Consider the following 16,099-nt stretch of genomic DNA (forward strand, 5'->3'; position numbering starts at 1 on the left):
CACGCGCTTTCGCCGCGTAACAGGCAAACATCCGTTGTGTCGCTCAAGATACGTTTATGTTCTTTTCCGCCCAGAGCAGCTCTGCGGGAGGTCGACGCCGATGAGCCGGAGCACCGCGGATTCCGCATCCTCCGTCCCCCTGCCGACCCCGAAGGAACGGCGCAGGTTGCGTGAGGCCCTCGCCCTGAGCGAGGAGCAGGTCGCCGAGGCCATGGGCGTCACGAAGGCCACGGTGAGGTCGTGGGAGACCGGGCGCTCGGCGCCCCGGGGCCGCAAGCGCGAGGCGTACGCGAAGCTGCTCGGCACGCCCGAGCCCACGGACCTCGTCCCTCCCGAGGCCGAGCCCCGCGCGGAGTCCCGGGCGCAGGCACAGACGCACGCCCAGCCGCCGCAGCCACAGCCACAGCCACAGCCACAGCCGTCGGCTTCGGCTTCGGCTTCGGCTTCGGGCAACGTGCGGCCCAGGGCCGCCGTCAAGCGGGCCGCCAAGCCGCCGCGGGCCCCCTCCCCGGCGCCCGTCATCTCACCGGGCCCCGCCCGCAAAGGCCCCGCGAAGCCGCCGGAGCGGCTGAGACCGGTGACGGCGGAGGCCCCCGCGGAACCGGCCGCCCCCGCGGACCCCTCGGCCCCCGCAGAACCCGCGGCCCTCACGGGGCCGCCGGCCTTCACCCCCGAGGAGGCCTTCGACGCGCTGTACGCGTACGCCGCACCCGGCCTCGTCCACCAGACGTACCTGCTCACCGGGCGCCGCGGGCTCTCCCGGGAGGCCGTCGAGTACGCCTTCCACCACGCCTGGCAGCACTGGCCCGAGGTCGCCGTGGACCCGGACCCGGTGGGCTGGGTGCGGGCGACGGCGTACGAGTACGCCCTCTCCCCCTGGCACCGGCTCCGGCGCACCCACCGGCACCCCGACGCCCCGCCGGCCGAGGCGAACCGCCGGGCGCTGCTCGGCGCGCTCCTCGAACTGCCGCCGCCGTACCGCCGTACCGTCCTGCTCTACGACGGGCTCGGCCTGGACCTGCCGGAGACGGCGGCCGAGACGGAGGCGAGCACGCCCGCCGCCGCCAACCGGCTGCTGCACGCCCGGGCGGTCCTCGGCAGGCGGATCCCCGAGCTCGCCGAGCCGGAGGACCTGCACCGGTGTCTGAGCGCGCTGGTCGAGGAGGCGCCGACGGCGACGCTGCCGCCCGCCCGCGCGGTCCGGTCGGGCAGCGAGCGCCGGGCCCGCGGCTGGACGCGGATGGTGCTCGGGGTGACGGCGGCCCTCATCGCGGTCACCGGCTTCACGGCGGCGACCGCGCCGACCCGCTACATCCCGGTGAACGCCCCCGGCGAGGCCGTCAACGGCGTGCCCGTGCGCGGCGGCCCGCAGAAGCTCGGCCCGGAGGACCTGGAGCTCCGCGACAAGCTGCGCGCCGAGCCCAACCCGGGCCCGGAGCGGCTGGTCCCGGCGATCGGCTAGGCCCGTCTCCCGATCGGCCCCGGCCGCCGGACACGCAGCGGGCCCCGGACACGCAGCGGGCCCCGCCCCTCCCGGTCTCCCGGGAGGGGCGGGGCCCGCTCGCGTGCTGCCCGTCAGGCCGCTGTGCGTGTCAGCCTGTTCAGCCCGCGAGGATGGCGCGCGCCAGCTTGGCGGTCTCGGTCGGCGTCTTGCCGACCTTGACACCGGCGGCCTCGAGGGCCTCCTTCTTCGCCTGGGCGGTGCCGGAGGAGCCGGAGACGATGGCGCCGGCGTGGCCCATGGTCTTGCCCTCGGGGGCGGTGAAGCCCGCGACGTAGCCGACGACCGGCTTGGTGACGTTGGCCTTGATGAAGTCGGCCGCGCGCTCCTCGGCGTCGCCGCCGATCTCGCCGATCATGACGATCAGGTCGGTGTCGGGGTCCGCCTCGAACGCCGCGAGGGCGTCGATGTGCGTGGTGCCGATGACCGGGTCGCCACCGATGCCGACGGCGGAGGAGAAGCCGAGGTCACGGAGCTCGTACATCATCTGGTACGTCAGCGTGCCGGACTTCGAGACCAGGCCGATGCGGCCCGGCTTCGTGATGTCGCCCGGGATGATGCCGGCGTTGGACTGGCCCGGGGTGATGAGACCGGGGCAGTTCGGGCCGATGAGGCGGGTCTTGTTGCCCTTCTCGACGGCGTACGCGTAGAACGCGGCCGAGTCGTGGACGGCGATGCCCTCGGTGATGACGACGGCGAGCGGGATCTCGGCGTCGATCGCCTCGACCACGGCGGCCTTCGCGAAGGCCGGCGGGACGAAGAGGACCGAGACGTTGGCGCCGGTCTCCTTCATCGCCTCGGCGACGGTGCCGAAGACCGGGACCTCGGTGCCGTCGAAGTCGACCTTGGTGCCGGCCTTGCGCGGGTTCACGCCGCCGACGATGTTGGTGCCGTCACCGAGCATGAGCTTGGTGTGCTTCATGCCCGTGGCACCGGTCATGCCCTGGACGATGACCTTGCTGTCCTTGTTGAGGAAGATAGCCATGGCTGTGGTTTCCCCTGTCCCTTACTTCGCAGCCGCGAGCTCGGCGGCCTTGTCGGCCGCGCCGTCCATGGTGTCCACGCGCTGCACGAGCGGGTGGTTGGCGTCCGACAGGATCTTGCGACCCAGCTCCGCGTTGTTGCCGTCGAGACGGACGACCAGCGGCTTGGTGACCTCTTCGCCCTTCGAGGCGAGGAGCTCCAGGGCCTGCACGATGCCGTTGGCGACCTCGTCACAGGCGGTGATGCCACCGAAGACGTTGACGAACACGGACTTGACGTCCGGGTCGCCGAGGATGATCTCCAGGCCGTTCGCCATGACCTCGGCGGAGGCGCCGCCGCCGATGTCGAGGAAGTTGGCCGGCTTCACGCCGCCGTGGTTCTCACCGGCGTACGCGACGACGTCCAGCGTCGACATGACGAGGCCCGCGCCGTTGCCGATGATGCCGACCTGGCCGTCGAGCTTGACGTAGTTGAGGCCCTTGGCCTTGGCGGCAGCCTCGAGCGGGTTGGCTGCGGCCTTGTCCTCGAGCGCCTCGTGCTCCGGCTGGCGGAAGTCGGCGTTGGCGTCCAGGGAGACCTTGCCGTCGAGGGCGATGACCTCGCCGGAGGCGACCTTGGCCAGCGGGTTGACCTCGACGAGGAGGGCGTCCTCGGCGACGAAGGTCTTCCACAGGGTCACGAGGACCTCGGCGACCTTCTCGGCGACCTCGGCCGGGAACTTCGCCTGGGCGACGATCTCGCGGGCCTTCTCGATGTCGACGCCCTTGTTGGAGTCGACCGGCACCTTCGCGAGCTTCTCGGGGGTCGTCGCGGCGACCTCCTCGATGTCCATGCCACCGGCGACGGACGCCATGGCGAGGAAGGTGCGGTTGGTGCGGTCGAGGAGGTACGAGACGTAGTACTCCTCGACGATCTCCGGAGCGGTCTCCGCGATCATCACCTTGTGGACCGTGTGGCCCTTGATGTCCATCCCGAGGATGTCCGTCGCGCGGGCGACGGCCTCGTCCGGGGTGGCGGCCAGCTTGACGCCGCCGGCCTTGCCGCGGCCGCCGACCTTCACCTGCGCCTTGACGACCGACTTGCCGCCAAGACGCTCGGTGGCCTCGCGCGCCGCCTCAGGCGTGTCGATGACTTCACCGGCCAGCACCGGTACACCGTGCTTGGCGAAGAGGTCCCTCGCCTGGTACTCGAACAGGTCCACGCGCGTCCGTCCCTTTTCTGATGATCGCGGTTCGTTGTCTGCGTGGGCGTGCCGCGGAGGGCAACGTGACTGCGCTGTCACAAGGGAGGCGTTCACGGAGTCCGTGGACGCGGCATGTCCGTCTCGCAGGTTATCCCCGTGGGCCGTGGGTCCCTAAATCGCAGGTCACACCAGAGCGGTGATACGGGTCACAGAACGTATGGATCGGGGGGCTGTCCGTAGGGGCGGCGGAGTGGGCCCGGAACCCCCTCGCGGCAGGCGGGGACGGGCCTTCGGGGTTCTCACGACGCGCCGGGGGCCGGGGTGAGGGTCGTTCCGCCACGAGTGTGATATGGACCTCAGTGGGGTCGGGCGCGCCCGTGTGGGTGGTCCTGCGGCGACGGATTCCGCAGCCCCTCAGTCCTCGGGTATCGGCAGCGGGCGCTTCTCCAGGGCGGCCGCCATGATCTCCGGGAACAGGTCGGGGGTGCAGGCGAAGGCCGGGACGCCGAGCGCGGCGAGCGCCGCCGCGTGGTCCCGGTCGTGGGCGGGGGCGCCCTCGTCGGAGAGCGCGAGCAGCGCGACGAACTGGACGCCGGAGGCCTTCATGGCCGCGACCCGCTTCAGCATCTCGTCTTGGATGCCTCCCTCGTAGAGGTCGCTGACGAGGACGACGACGGTGTCGGCGGGGCGGGTGATCCTCGACTGGCAGTAGGCGAGGGCGCGGTTGATGTCGGTGCCGCCGCCGAGCCGGGTGCCGAAGAGGACGTCGACCGGGTCGTCGAGCTGCTCGGTCAGGTCGACGACGGAGGTGTCGAAGACGACGAGGCGGGTCGCGAGCGACCGCATCGAGGCGAGCACCGCGCCGAAGACGGCGGCGTGGACGACGGAGGCGGCCATGGAGCCCGACTGGTCGACGCAGAGCACGATCTCCTTCCTGACGCCCCGGGAGGCGCGTCCGTGGCCGACGAGCCGCTCGGGGACGACCGTGCGCCGCTCGGGCAGGTAGTGCTTGAGGTTGGCGCGGATCGTGCGGTCCCAGTCGATGTCCCGGTGGCGGGGGCGGCTGATCCGGGCGGAGCGGTCGAGGGCGCCGGTGAGGGTGGCGCGGGTGCGGGTGGCGAGGCGCTTCTCCAGGTCGTCGACGACCTTGCGGACGACGGCCCGGGCGGTCTCCCGGGTCGTCTCGGGCATCGCCCTGCCGAGGGAGAGGAGGGTGCCGACGAGGTGCACGTCGGCCTCGACGGCCTCCAGCATCTCCGGCTCCAGGAGGAGGGTGGCGAGCCCGAGCCGGTCGATGGCGTCGCGCTGCATGACCTGGACGACGGAGCTCGGGAAGTACGTGCGGATGTCGCCGAGCCAGCGGGCGACGGAGGGCGCGGACGCGCCGAGTCCGGCCGAGCGGTCCCGCCCGGTGCGGGGGCCCCTCCCGCCCGGCTGGTCGTAGAGCGCGGTGAGGGCTCCGTCCACGGCGGCGTCGGTGCCGGTGAGCGCCCGGCCGGTGCCGTCGGCCTCCCCGCCGCCCAGGACCAGCCGCCAGCGCCGCAGCCGCTCGTCGTCGGTGGGCGTCGTGTGCGTCATGTGCGGGCCTCCGTTCCGAGGATGAGGTGGAGGAGCGGCAGCACGGCGTCCGCCCGCTCGGGGTCGGGGTCCGGGGCGAAGCCGGGCACGCCGGGTGCGGAGGGTCCCGGGCCGCCGGCGCGCGGCCCCCGCGCGACCAGCTCCCCGAGGGTGCGGCGCACGCCCTGCTCGTAACCGGAGAAGGTGCGCCGCAGCAGCGGCAGGACGTCGGTGAACGCCTCGGCCGGGACGGACGTCAGCCAGGCGTCGACCAGTCCGAGGAGCCGCTCGTCGTGGACGAGGAGCAGTCCGCCGCCGGAGGCCCCGCCGACGAAGCCGTCGATCCAGGCGGCGGCGTCGGCCGGCGGGGTGCCGGGCGAGAGGGCGCGGCTCATGAGCGGGGCGGCCTCCCCGTCGGCGAGGCGGCCCTCGTCGAGCAGCAGCCGGGCGGCCCGCCCCCGCAGGACGCCCGGCGTCCGGTCGCGGTCGGCGAGCCGGCGCAGCACCCCGGCCCACCGGTCGACGAGGTCGGGGCGGTCCGGGAGGAGGCCGATCGCCGTGTGGACGGCGTCGATCCGGTCCCGCATCTGCGCGGCGGCGTCCGTGTCGAGTCCGGCGCAGGCGGGCGGCAGGCCGACGCAGATCCGCTCGGCGATCCCGGCGGCGACCTCGCCGAGGGCCGCCGTGCCGGTGCCGCGGACGTCGCCGTAGCGCAGGGCGCGGGCCAGGGCCGGGAGGGCCTGCGCCAGGTGGGCGACGTCGGTGTCGAGCGCGGCCCGGTCGGCGAGCGCCCGCATGACGACCGGCAGGGCGTCCGTGAGTCCGGCGAGGAGGCACTGCTCGGCGAGGGCGGTGATGTCGCCGAGGGCGGTCGCGGCGAGGGCGCGGGCCTCGGCCCTGGCGGTGGCGGCGGCCTCGACGGTGGTGCCCCAGACGCCGGCCTCGGCGACCCGGACGTGCAGCTCGGGCTCCCAGCGCAGCCGCCAGGTCTCCCGGAAGGTGCCGGTGCCGGCCCGCCCGGCGGCCGGTTCGCCCCAGTGGACGCCGAGGAGGCGCAGCCGGTGCAGCAGACGGCTGCGCTCGCCGTCGGTCTCCTTGCGGAGGTCGAGCCCGAGCTCGCGCTCCTGGGCCTCGGGCTTGAGGCGCAGGGCGCGCCGGCGGCGGTCCAGATCGCGTTGGAGGGGCACGGCAGGGGCGCCGGCCGGCACCTCGCCGAGGACGTCGCCGACGACGAGGCGGTCGCGGACGAGGGCGAGCGGCACGTCGGAGCCCTCGCAGAGGATGGCGCGGACGGCGTCGGTCGTCTCGTCGAGGCCGGGGCGCGGACGGCCGCGCAGGGCGGCGAGCGTCTCGGCGAGCCGGACGGCCTCGATGACGTGGGCGGAGGAGACGGGGTGGTCCTCGGCCCTGAGGAGCCCGGCGACCTTCGTCATCCAGCGCTCGACGGGCCGGTCGGGGGCGGCGAAGAGGTGTCCGTACCAGCCGGGCGCGTCGATCCCGGCGCCGTAGCCGGAGCGGCGGGCGAGTCTGCGGTGGGTCCAGGGGACCCAGGTCAGTTCGGCCTTCACCCGGGGCAGGCCCTTGAGGAGGGCCTTGTCGGCGGCGACGGTGGTCCCGCGGGTGAGGGCGGGCACGTGCCAGGCGCCGCAGACGACGGCGACGGAGTCGCCGAACTCCTTGCGGGCGGCGCGCAGTTGGAGCCGCATATGGGCCTCGCGGACCAGGTCGCGGGGGTGGCCGCCGTGTCCGTACGTCTCGCGGAGGGCGCCCATGGCCTCGGCGAGGGCCTCGAAGGGGGCGGTGGGGTCGCCGTCCCCGCGCAGTTCGACGGCGTCCTCCCACCAGCGTTCGGCGTCCTCGTACCCGGCGGCTCCGGCGAGTTCGGCGACCGGGTCGATCCGCGGGTCGCCGCCGACCTCCTCTTCGCCGTCCCCCTCGTCCCTCCAGGTGGGGTCGGCGGCGGCGAGGGTGTGGGCGGCGGGCAGGTCGACGAAGCGGACGGCGGCGCCGTGGTCGAGGGCCCAGCGGATCGCGACCCACTCGGGAGAGAACTCGGCCATCGGCCAGAACGCGGCCCGTCCGGGGTCGTCGACGGCGTGGGCGAGCAGCGCGACGGGCGGCCGCATGTCCGGGTCCGCGGCGAGCGTCACGAGGGCGTCGGCCTCGGCGGGTCCCTCCACGAGCACCGCGGCGGGGCGCGCCGCCTCCAGCGCGGCCCGCACCCCGCGCGCGGACCCGGGCCCGTGGTGCCGCACCCCGAGCAGCAGGGGCCCTCCCCGAAGGGGGCCGGAGGCCGGGGCCCGCAGGGGGCCGGAGGCCGGGGCCCGCAGGGAGCCTGAGACCGGGGTCCGCGAGGGGCCGGAGGCCGGAGCCCGCAAGGAGCCGGAGGCCGGGGTCCCCAGGGGGCTGGAGGTCGGGGTCCCCAGGGGGCCGGAGGCCGGGGGCGTCTCCCGGGGCGGGTCCGGTGGGCGGGAGATGTGGGAGGCCGTGGTCGTGGTGGTCATGCGCTCACCTCGCGGCAGGCGCGATAGAAGTCCTTCCAGCCGTCTCTCTCCCGCACGACCGTTTCCAGGTACTCCTGCCAGACGACCCGGTCGGCCGCCGGGTCGCGGACGACCGCGCCGAGGATGCCGGCGGCGATGTCGCCGGGGCGCAGGACGCCGTCGCCGAAGTGGGCGGCGAGGGCGAGCCCGCCGGTGACGACGGAGATCGCCTCGGCCGTGGAGAGCGTCCCCGAGGGGGACTTGACCTTCGTCCGGCCGTCGGTGGTGACCCCGTCCCGCAGTTCGCGGAAGACGGTGACGACCCGGCGGATCTCGTCCGCGCCGTCGGGCAGGACGGGGAGTTCGAGGGAGCGCCCGAGCTGCTCGACCCGGCGGGCGACGATGTCGACCTCGGCCTCGGGGGTCGCGGGCAGCGGCAGGACGACGGTGTTGAAGCGGCGGCGCAGGGCGCTGGAGAGCTCGTTGACGCCGCGGTCGCGGTCGTTGGCGGTGGCGATCAGGTTGAAGCCGGGGACGGCCTGCACCTCCTGGCCGAGCTCGGGGACGGGCAGGGTCTTCTCGGACAGGATCGTGATGAGCGTGTCCTGCACGTCGGCGGGGATGCGGGTGAGCTCCTCGACCCGGGCGGTCATGCCCTGGGACATCGCGCGCATCACGGGGCTGGGGACGAGGGCGTCCTCGCTGGGGCCGTGGGAGAGGAGTCGCGCGTAGTTCCAGCCGTACCGGATGGCCTCCTCGGGCGTGCCGGCGGTGCCCTGGACGAGGAGGGTGGAGTCACCGCTGACGGCGGCGGCGAGGTGCTCGGAGACCCAGGTCTTGGCGGTGCCGGGGACGCCGAGGAGGAGCAGCGCCCGGTCGGTGGCGAGCGTGGTGACGGCGACTTCCACGATGCGGCGAGGCCCCACGTACTTGGGCGTGACGAGGGTGCCGTCGGGGAGCGTGCCGCCGAGGAGGTAGGTGGCGACGGCCCACGGGGAGAGGCGCCAGCGGGCGGGCCGGGGCCGGTCGTCGGCGGCGGCGAGGGCCGCGAGTTCGTGGGCGAAGGCGTGCTCGGCGTGCGGTCGCAGGGCCTCGCCGGCGGTCTGCGGCCGTCCCGGTCCGGTGTCCGTCTCGACACCGGAACCGGGCTTCGCGATGGTTTCGGGCACGGGCATGGATCCCCCTCCAGATCGTTCGACCTGCTGTGCGATCCACCGTGCACCATGCCACTGACAATCGGATGTCGCCGCTGGTCAGGGCCGGTTGAGGAGGCTGAGGGAGGGTCAGCCGACGATCGGGGAGACGGCGACGCAGCCGCCCGCCGTCGCCTCCTGGCCCTTGGCCTCCTTGATGACCTTGCCGTTGTGGATGACCTTGCAGGTGAGGTCGGCGGGGTCGAGCGAGATCGGCATGACGGCCGGCGGCATGATGCCCTTCAGCGTCACCGTCTTCTTCCACGGCGTGGTGGGCTTCTTCTCGGACTCGATCTTCGGCTCCATCGCGGTGCCGCCGCCGGCGTGGTAGTCGATCGACTCGATGTTCTTGCCGGTGACCTCGTACGTGACCTCGTAGGTCTCGTTCACGGACTTGTCGACCTGGTCGACGGCCTTCTCGGCGGCCTCGGAGCAGGCCCCGAGGCCGAGGGCGAGTCCGGCGACGGCGAGGGCCGAGACGGCGGTGCGGACGGTGCGCTTCATGGGGTCCCCCTGGACGGTGTGGTGCGGTGCGTCGGTCGCCGCAGAGAACCGTAAAGGAAGGGTAAAGTCAAATCTCCCGTCTCCGCCCCCACCTCCCGGAACCACCGGGCCCGGGGCGTTGTCAGTGGCGGCCTCTACCGTCGACGACATGAATGCCATGGGGGTGGGCCGGACGTCGGAACAGGTGCTTGCGCTGGCTCCTGACGACGCGTCGCGCAGAGCGGGGAGCAGGCTCGGCACGGCCGGGCCCTGGTCGGAGACGGGCTGCGGCGACGGCGCCGTCTGGGGTCTGTGCAAGGGCGGCGGAAGCACGCCGTACCGGACGGTCGTCGACACCACGGAGCCCGCCTACTCCTGCGACTGCCCCAGCCGGAAGTCCCCCTGCAAGCACGCGCTGGGCCTGCTGCTGCTCCGGGCGGCGGACGGGATCGCCGCCGAGGGGTGCTCCGCGCCCGACTGGGCCGCGCGGTGGCTCGCCGCACGGCGCGGCCGGGCGGCGAGCGCGGCCCTTCCGGCCGGCGACAAGGCCCCGGGAGCACCGGCGGATCCGGAGGCGGCGCGCCGCCGGGCCGAGCGCAGGGCGGCCCGGATCACCGCGGGCGTGCGGGAGTTGGAGCAGCGGCTCGCCGACCTGCTGCGCGGCGGTCTGGCGGTGGCCGGACAGGCGGGGTACGGGCTGTGGGAGGAGACGGCGGCCCGCATGGTCGACGCCCAGGCGCCGGGGCTCGCCGGGCGGGTCCGGGAGCTGGGGGCGATACCCGGCTCGGGGCCGGGCTGGCCGGTGCGGCTCCTGGAGGAGTGCGCGCTGACGCACCTCCTCGGCCGGGCGTGGCTGGCGGCGGACCGGCTGCCCGCCCCGTTCGCGACGACGGTACGGACCCGGGTGGGCCTCACCGCCCCGGCCGACGGCACCCCGGTGCGCGACCACTGGCTGGTCCTCGCGCAGTACGACGCGGCCGACGCCCGGCTGACGACCCGGCGGATCTGGCTGCACGGCACGACGACCGGGCGCACCGCGCTCCTCCTGTCCTTCGGGGCGGCGGGCCGGGCGCCGCAGCTCACGCTCCCCGTGGGCGCCTTGCTGGACGGCGAGTTGACGCCGCACACCGGCTCGGGCCAGGTGCGGGCGGAGCCGGGCGAGCGGTTCGTCCCGGTCGCCGGCCCCGTCGCCCCGCCGGCGGGCGGACCGGTCGGCGCGGCGCTCGACGCGTACGGCCGCGCGCTCGGCGAGGACCCGTGGCTGGACTCCTGGCCCGTGACGCTGGGTCAGGTCGTCCCGGTGCCCGCGGAGTACGGCTGGCAGCTCGCCGACGCCGACGGCCGCGAGGCACTGCCCCTGACGCCCGCCGCCCAGTCACGGCCCGGTCTCTGGCGCCTGGTCGCCCTGTCCGGCGGCGCCCCGGTGACCGTCTTCGGGGAGGTCGGGCACCGCGGCTTCACCCCGCTCGCCGCCTGGTCCCCGGAGGACCCGGGCGAGACGGTCCCCCTCGTATGACGCCCGGCCACCGCGCACCGACCCACCGGAGGAGCCCGATGGACACGACCGCGACCACCCCCGCCGCGCCGGCGGCGGGAACGACCGCCGACGACGGGGCGTCCGCCCCGTCCTGGGAGGAGCTCGTCGGCTCGGCGACGCTGGGGACGGACCGTCGGCCCCCCGTCGCGTCCGCGGGCTCCGCCACGGCCCGGGACCTGCCGGGCGCGCTGCTCGACGCGGCCGCGCTGCACACCGTACGGCGCAGGGCGGGCCTGCGGCCCGGACCCGCCGCGCCCCTGCCGGAGCCCGCGCCGGAGGACCCGCGCGCACCGCTGCCCGAGGCCGCCCGGCTCCGCCTCGACCAGCTGCTCGCCGGCCGGACCGCGCCCTCGCCCGCCGGGCGGCGCGGGGCCGCCCCCGACCTGGCCGAACTCCTCCCCCAGTGGCTGGCCCTCGCCGACCGGTACGGCTACAAGGCCCCGCCCGCGGCCCTGCCCGCGCTGCTCGACGCGGCCAGGGCCCGCACCGATCTGCGCCCCCGGGCGCTGCGTCTGGCGGGTCCGCGCGGCCTGTGGCTGGCCCGGCTCAACCCCGAGTGGAGGTTCGCCCTCCGGGGTCGTGGCGCGGGCGGCCGTCTCCCGTCCCCGAAGGACGCCGAGGGGGTCCGCGCGCTGTGGGACGAGGGCCTGTTCGCCGAGCGGGTCGCCCTGCTCTCCGCCGTACGGGCCGAGGACCCGGCCGCCGGTCTCGCGCTGCTCGCCTCGACCTGGTCCGCCGAGCGGGCGGAGGACCGGCTGATGTTCCTGGACTCGCTGCGGGCCGGGCTCTCCGACGCCGACGAGGAGTTCCTGGAGGAGGCCCTCGACGACCGCAGCCGCAACGTCCGGGCCACCGCCGCCGAGCTGCTCTCCGCCCTGCCGTCCTCCGCCCTCGCGGGCCGGATGGCGGCCCGGGCCGCCACCTGCGTCGGCCTGGACCGGACGGCCCCGACGCCGACGATCGCCGTCGAGGCGCCGCACGAGTGCGACGCGGCGATGCGGCGGGACGGCCTGGTGGCGACGCCCCCGGCGGGTCGGGGCGAGCGTTCCTGGTGGCTGGGCCAGCTCGTCGAGGCGACGCCGCTGCCCTCCTGGCCGGCCAGGTTCGGCGGACGGGGCCCGGAGGAGATCGTGGCCCTGCCGGTCGCCGACGACTGGCAGGGCGAACTGCACGCGGCCTGGTGCCGGGCCGCCGTGCGCCAGCGGGACCCGGCGTGGTCGCGCGCGCTGCTCGGTTCCCCCGCCGCCCCGCCCGCCACGGGCCCCGGCACCTCGTCGCTGGGCGAGCGCGCCCAGCTCCTGTCGATGCTGCCCGTGGAGGAACGGGCGCGCTGGGTCGCCTCGTTCATCGCGGCCCACGGGCTGTCGGAGGCGTTCCAGCTGCTCGGCGTCTGCGCCGTCCCGTGGGCGGAGCCGCTCGGCGCCGCCGTGATCGACGCGCTCGACATCGCGCGCGAGGCGGGCAGTTACCCGTGGAGCTTCAGCGGGGTGATGGGCCTGGCGGAGCGCTGCCTCGCCCCGGAGGCGGCGCGCCGACTGGAGTCCCTGACGTCCCGTCCCGACGAGACGGAGGACAGCTCCCCCGGCGCGGGCGACTACTGGGCGGAGGCCTTCCAGCGCCTGGTCTCCACCCTCGGACTCCGCGCCGCGATGCACGCCGAACTCGCACCGCCGTCCGGCTCCGCACCGCCGCCCGGCTCCTGAGGTGGCGTGGCCTCCTGAGGTGGCGTGGCGGTCCGGGCGGCGCGCTCCGGACGCCGACAGGGCCCTCCCGGGCGGGGAGGGCCCTGTCGGGCGGGTGCGGGCGCGCCGCGCAGCGGACTACGCGGTGACGCGGACGTTCGCGTTCACCCACTCCACGATGGACGCGGTCGTCGCGCCCGGCGTGAAGATCTCCGCCACGCCCTTCTCCTTGAGCGGCGGGATGTCCGCGTCGGGGATGATGCCGCCGCCGAAGACCTTGATGTCCTCCGCGTCGCGGTCCTTGAGGAGCTCCAGGACCTTCACGAACAGCGTGTTGTGCGCCCCGGAGAGGATCGAGAGGCCGATCGCGTCGGCGTCCTCCTGGATCGCGGTGTCGACGATCTGCTCGGGGGTCTGGTGGAGCCCCGTGTAGATGACCTCCATGCCCGCGTCGCGCAGCGCCCTCGCGATCACCTTCGCGCCGCGATCGTGGCCGTCGAGACCCGGCTTGGCGACGACCACACGGATCGGACCGCTCACACCCATCACTGCCTCCACATGCGACCCCCCGCGCCTGACCGCCGGGGAGGTGAACGAACGCTATCCCCAGCATCCCGCACCGGGGCCGTTTCGCGACGGCCTCCGAGGGGGAAATCACACGTGGGACATGTTCGCTCTGCGCCGTCCCCGCCTCGGGTCCTCCTCCTGGGCCCACCAGCCGCCGGCGGGGACGTTCGCGAAGGGAGCCGTGACGAGGTCGTCACGCCCCGTGCCGCCATCCGGGCGGCGCGGCGCATGGCGGACCGGCGTACCGTTCGGCCCCGCGTGCCGTTCGGGAGGCCGACCATGGAGCTCGGCAAGGTCACCGCACTCATGAAGGCCACCGCGCTGGAAGTCGCGATCCTCACCGGCCATCTCGTCCTCTACCCGTCCGGGATGCTCGCCGAGCGGCTCTCCCCCGCCCCGCGGCCCACGACGATCGCCCCGGGCAACCGGCCGGTGATCCTCCTGCACGGCTTCGTCGACAACCGGTCGGTCTTCGTCATGCTCCGCCGCTCCCTCCTCCGGAACGGCCGCGACTGCGTCGAGTCGCTCAACTACTCCCCGCTCACCTGCGACCTGCGGGCCGCCGCCGAGCTGCTGGGCCGCCGGGTGGACGAGGTGCGCGCCCGCACCGGGCACGCCGAGGTCGACATCGTCGGGCACAGCCTCGGCGGCCTGATCGCCCGTTATTACGTGCAGCGACTGGACGGTGACTCCCGGGTGCGCACCCTGGTCACGCTCGGCACCCCGCACGCGGGCACCACGGTGGCCCCGCTCGCCGACGCGCATCCGCTGGTGCGGCAGATGCGGCCCGGTTCGGAGGTGCTGCGGGAGCTCGCCGGGCCCGCGCCCGGCTGCCGGACCCGGTTCGTGAGTTTCTGGAGCGATCTGGACCAGGTGATGGTGCCTGCGGAGACCGCCCGTCTCGACCATCCCGACCTGCTCGTGCACAACGTGCGGGTGAGCGGCATCGGCCATCTCGCGCTGCCCGTGCACCCGACGGTGGCCGCCGGGGTCCGGGAGGCCCTCGACGCGGGCGGCCCGGTGGCCGCCGGGACGCGGGAGGAGGAGCCCGGCGCCACCTCCGTCGCCTGACCGCACGACACCACTCTTCGAACATTCATCGAACACAGGGCCAAAGCTCTCCACCCGGCTGGCAAAACGCGGTCGATTGCCCGTTTCCTGCGGGCCCAAACCCCTCCGAAGATTGTCCGCCGCGCGTACCGCCGGGTACAGTCGCGCCACTGCTTACCCCCGGGACACCCCTCACGGGCCCGCCCCGGACTGCTCCTGCTGCCGAGGCGAGAGAGACGTTGGTGAACGACCAGCACCCCCACGCCGGGTACGCCGGCGACGGCGCCCACACCACCGGCAGCTTCGCCATCGACCCGCTGTTCGGCGCCTACCCCGGCGGTCAGGCCGACCACAGCGGCCAGTGGGACCTCGGTCAGTACGCGGCCACCGGCACGTACGCGACGACGGGGCAGTACGACACCACCGGGCAGTACGACACGACCGGCCAGTGGGACACCACGGGCCAGTGGAACACCACCGGCTCCTACGACACGACCGGCGCGTACGAGACCGCCGGCGCGTACGAGACCACCGCGACGCAGTACGACACCACCGGGCAGTGGGACGCCTCCGCCTGGACCGAGGCCCAGCACACCGGCCAGTACGAGACCGCCCACGCAGGCGCGTACGCCGCCCAGGGCACGTACGGCTACGAGGCCTACGACGCCACCGGCCAGTGGGCCGCCCCCGCCTTCGCGACCGAGACCGGCGCCTTCGACGCGACCGCGTGGAACCACGCGGCCCCGGAGCCCGAGCCGGTCGTGCCCCACCAGTACACCCCGCAGGCCGAGCAGCACACGGCCGAGTTCGCCTTCGAGTACGCCCCCTCGGAACACGAGGGACACGAGGGACACCCTGGACACCAGGAGCTCTCCTCCGACGAGGCCGACGGGACCTACCCCGCTTACGAGGCCGACGAGACCTACGACCCGGCCGAGGCCGACGCCGGAGCTCCGGAGGACCTCGACGGCGAGGACTTCGAGGACGACGCCCACGACCACGCCGAGCCGACCGCCGGACCGGCCGTCGAGCTCCGTACGGAACCGCCCCTCGCCGGCCGCTCCGTGCGCCGCTCCTCCGGTGGCGGCCGCGCCCGTCGCCGCACCCCCGCCAAACGGTCCGCGCTGCTGACCGTCGCGGTCCCCTCCGCCTGCGTCATGGGAGTCGCCGGCATCGCCGCCGCCTCCGTCGGCGGCCTCACCGGCTCCGACACGACCGGCGCGCAGAAGGACGACACGACCACGCTGGCCGCCGCCGACCCGGCCTCCGTCAAGCAGGTCGCCGCCAACAGCGCGCTCGACACCCAGCTCGCCGCGCTCAGCGCCGACGCCCGCGACTTCGGCGACCGCGCCAGCCGCACCCAGGAGCGCATCGACCTCCGCGCCCGCCAGGCCGCCGAGAAGAAGAAGCGCGAGGAGGAGGCGGCCCGCAAGGAGGCGCTGCGCCCCAAGTTCCTGCTGCCGGTGAAGCTCCACCAGCTCAGCGCCCGGTTCGGCCAGGCCGGCGTCAACTGGATGTCGCTGCACACCGGCATCGACTTCCCCGTGCAGTACGGCACCCCCGTCATGGCCGCCACCGACGGCACCGTCCGCACGCAGTGGAACAGCGCCTACGGCAACATGGCGATCGTGACCTCCCCCGACGGCACCGAGACCTGGTACTGCCACCTCAGCAGCACCAAGATCCGCTCGGGTTACGTCAAGGCCGGCGACGTCATCGCCTACTCGGGCAACTCCGGCAACTCCACCGGCCCGCACCTCCACTTCGAGGTCCGGCCCGGCGGCGGCTCCGCGATCGACCCGCTGCCCTGGCTGCTGAGCCACGGTCTCAACCCGCTCAGCTGAGCCTTCCCCCGTACGCGTACGGGAAGGGGCCCCGG

The 16,099-nt window shown here is 74.7% G+C and carries 12 protein-coding genes; 5 read left to right on the top strand and 7 right to left on the bottom strand.

Annotated elements, in window-relative coordinates:
- Window positions 1-100 precede the first annotated feature (100 nt).
- A complete protein-coding gene (locus ACIGW4_RS11270) occupies window positions 101-1,462 on the top strand; it encodes a sigma factor-like helix-turn-helix DNA-binding protein (protein ID WP_399579850.1) in 1,362 nt (453 codons plus the stop codon).
- Window positions 1,463-1,601: 139 nt separating this feature from the next.
- Here ACIGW4_RS11270 and sucD read toward each other — a convergent pair whose 3' ends face one another.
- The 6 genes from sucD to ACIGW4_RS11300 all read right to left on the bottom strand — a co-directional run bounded on the left by sucD (window position 1,602) and on the right by ACIGW4_RS11300 (window position 9,405).
- Window positions 1,602-2,486 (bottom strand): succinate--CoA ligase subunit alpha, encoded by an 885-nt coding sequence (gene sucD, locus ACIGW4_RS11275; protein WP_086823933.1) that lies wholly within the window; start codon window positions 2,484-2,486, stop codon window positions 1,602-1,604.
- 21 nt (window positions 2,487-2,507) lie between these two features.
- Entirely contained in the window at window positions 2,508-3,686 is a 1,179-nt protein-coding gene (gene sucC / locus ACIGW4_RS11280; RefSeq protein ID WP_123454825.1) for an ADP-forming succinate--CoA ligase subunit beta, read from the bottom strand.
- 396 nt (window positions 3,687-4,082) lie between these two features.
- Window positions 4,083-5,246, bottom strand: coding sequence for a VWA domain-containing protein (locus ACIGW4_RS11285; protein ID WP_399579852.1), 1,164 nt, complete (start codon window positions 5,244-5,246; stop codon window positions 4,083-4,085).
- Window positions 5,243-7,729, bottom strand: coding sequence for a DUF5682 family protein (locus ACIGW4_RS11290; protein WP_399579854.1), 2,487 nt, complete (start codon window positions 7,727-7,729; stop codon window positions 5,243-5,245). The genes ACIGW4_RS11285 and ACIGW4_RS11290 overlap by 4 nt, the downstream gene beginning before the upstream one ends.
- Window positions 7,726-8,883, bottom strand: coding sequence for an AAA family ATPase (locus ACIGW4_RS11295; protein WP_260174458.1), 1,158 nt, complete (start codon window positions 8,881-8,883; stop codon window positions 7,726-7,728). The genes ACIGW4_RS11290 and ACIGW4_RS11295 overlap by 4 nt, the downstream gene beginning before the upstream one ends.
- A 108-nt stretch (window positions 8,884-8,991) precedes the next feature.
- The gene (locus ACIGW4_RS11300; RefSeq protein WP_359591019.1) at window positions 8,992-9,405 is read right to left on the bottom strand and encodes a hypothetical protein; all 414 of its coding nucleotides are present in this window, start codon (window positions 9,403-9,405) and stop codon (window positions 8,992-8,994) included.
- Between the two features lie 148 nt (window positions 9,406-9,553).
- Between ACIGW4_RS11300 and ACIGW4_RS11305 the strand changes: the two genes are divergently transcribed.
- Together ACIGW4_RS11305 and ACIGW4_RS11310 are read left to right on the top strand one after the other, a co-directional pair.
- On the top strand, window positions 9,554-10,900 hold the full coding sequence (locus tag ACIGW4_RS11305) for an SWIM zinc finger family protein (protein ID WP_399579856.1): 1,347 nt from the start codon (window positions 9,554-9,556) through the stop codon (window positions 10,898-10,900).
- A 38-nt stretch (window positions 10,901-10,938) separates the two neighbouring features.
- Window positions 10,939-12,624, top strand: a complete 1,686-nt coding sequence (locus ACIGW4_RS11310) for a DUF5691 domain-containing protein (RefSeq protein WP_399579858.1) — start codon at window positions 10,939-10,941, stop codon at window positions 12,622-12,624.
- 117 nt (window positions 12,625-12,741) lie between these two features.
- On the opposite strand, the gene ACIGW4_RS11315 is transcribed toward ACIGW4_RS11310, so the two are convergent.
- A complete protein-coding gene (locus ACIGW4_RS11315) occupies window positions 12,742-13,149 on the bottom strand; it encodes a cobalamin B12-binding domain-containing protein (protein WP_123454818.1) in 408 nt (135 codons plus the stop codon).
- Window positions 13,150-13,449: 300 nt separating this feature from the next.
- Here ACIGW4_RS11315 and ACIGW4_RS11320 point away from each other — a divergent pair, with 300 nt between their 5' ends.
- Both ACIGW4_RS11320 and ACIGW4_RS11325 read left to right on the top strand, forming a co-directional pair.
- Window positions 13,450-14,241: an alpha/beta fold hydrolase gene (locus ACIGW4_RS11320; protein ID WP_123454816.1), complete on the top strand. Its 792-nt coding sequence runs from the start codon at window positions 13,450-13,452 to the stop codon at window positions 14,239-14,241.
- 221 nt (window positions 14,242-14,462) lie between these two features.
- Window positions 14,463-16,064: a M23 family metallopeptidase gene (locus ACIGW4_RS11325; RefSeq protein WP_399579861.1), complete on the top strand. Its 1,602-nt coding sequence runs from the start codon at window positions 14,463-14,465 to the stop codon at window positions 16,062-16,064.
- The last annotated feature ends 35 nt before the right edge of the window (window positions 16,065-16,099 follow it).

The organism is Streptomyces sp. NPDC053513 (assembly GCF_044544765.1).
Classification (GTDB): domain Bacteria; phylum Actinomycetota; class Actinomycetes; order Streptomycetales; family Streptomycetaceae; genus Streptomyces; species Streptomyces litmocidini.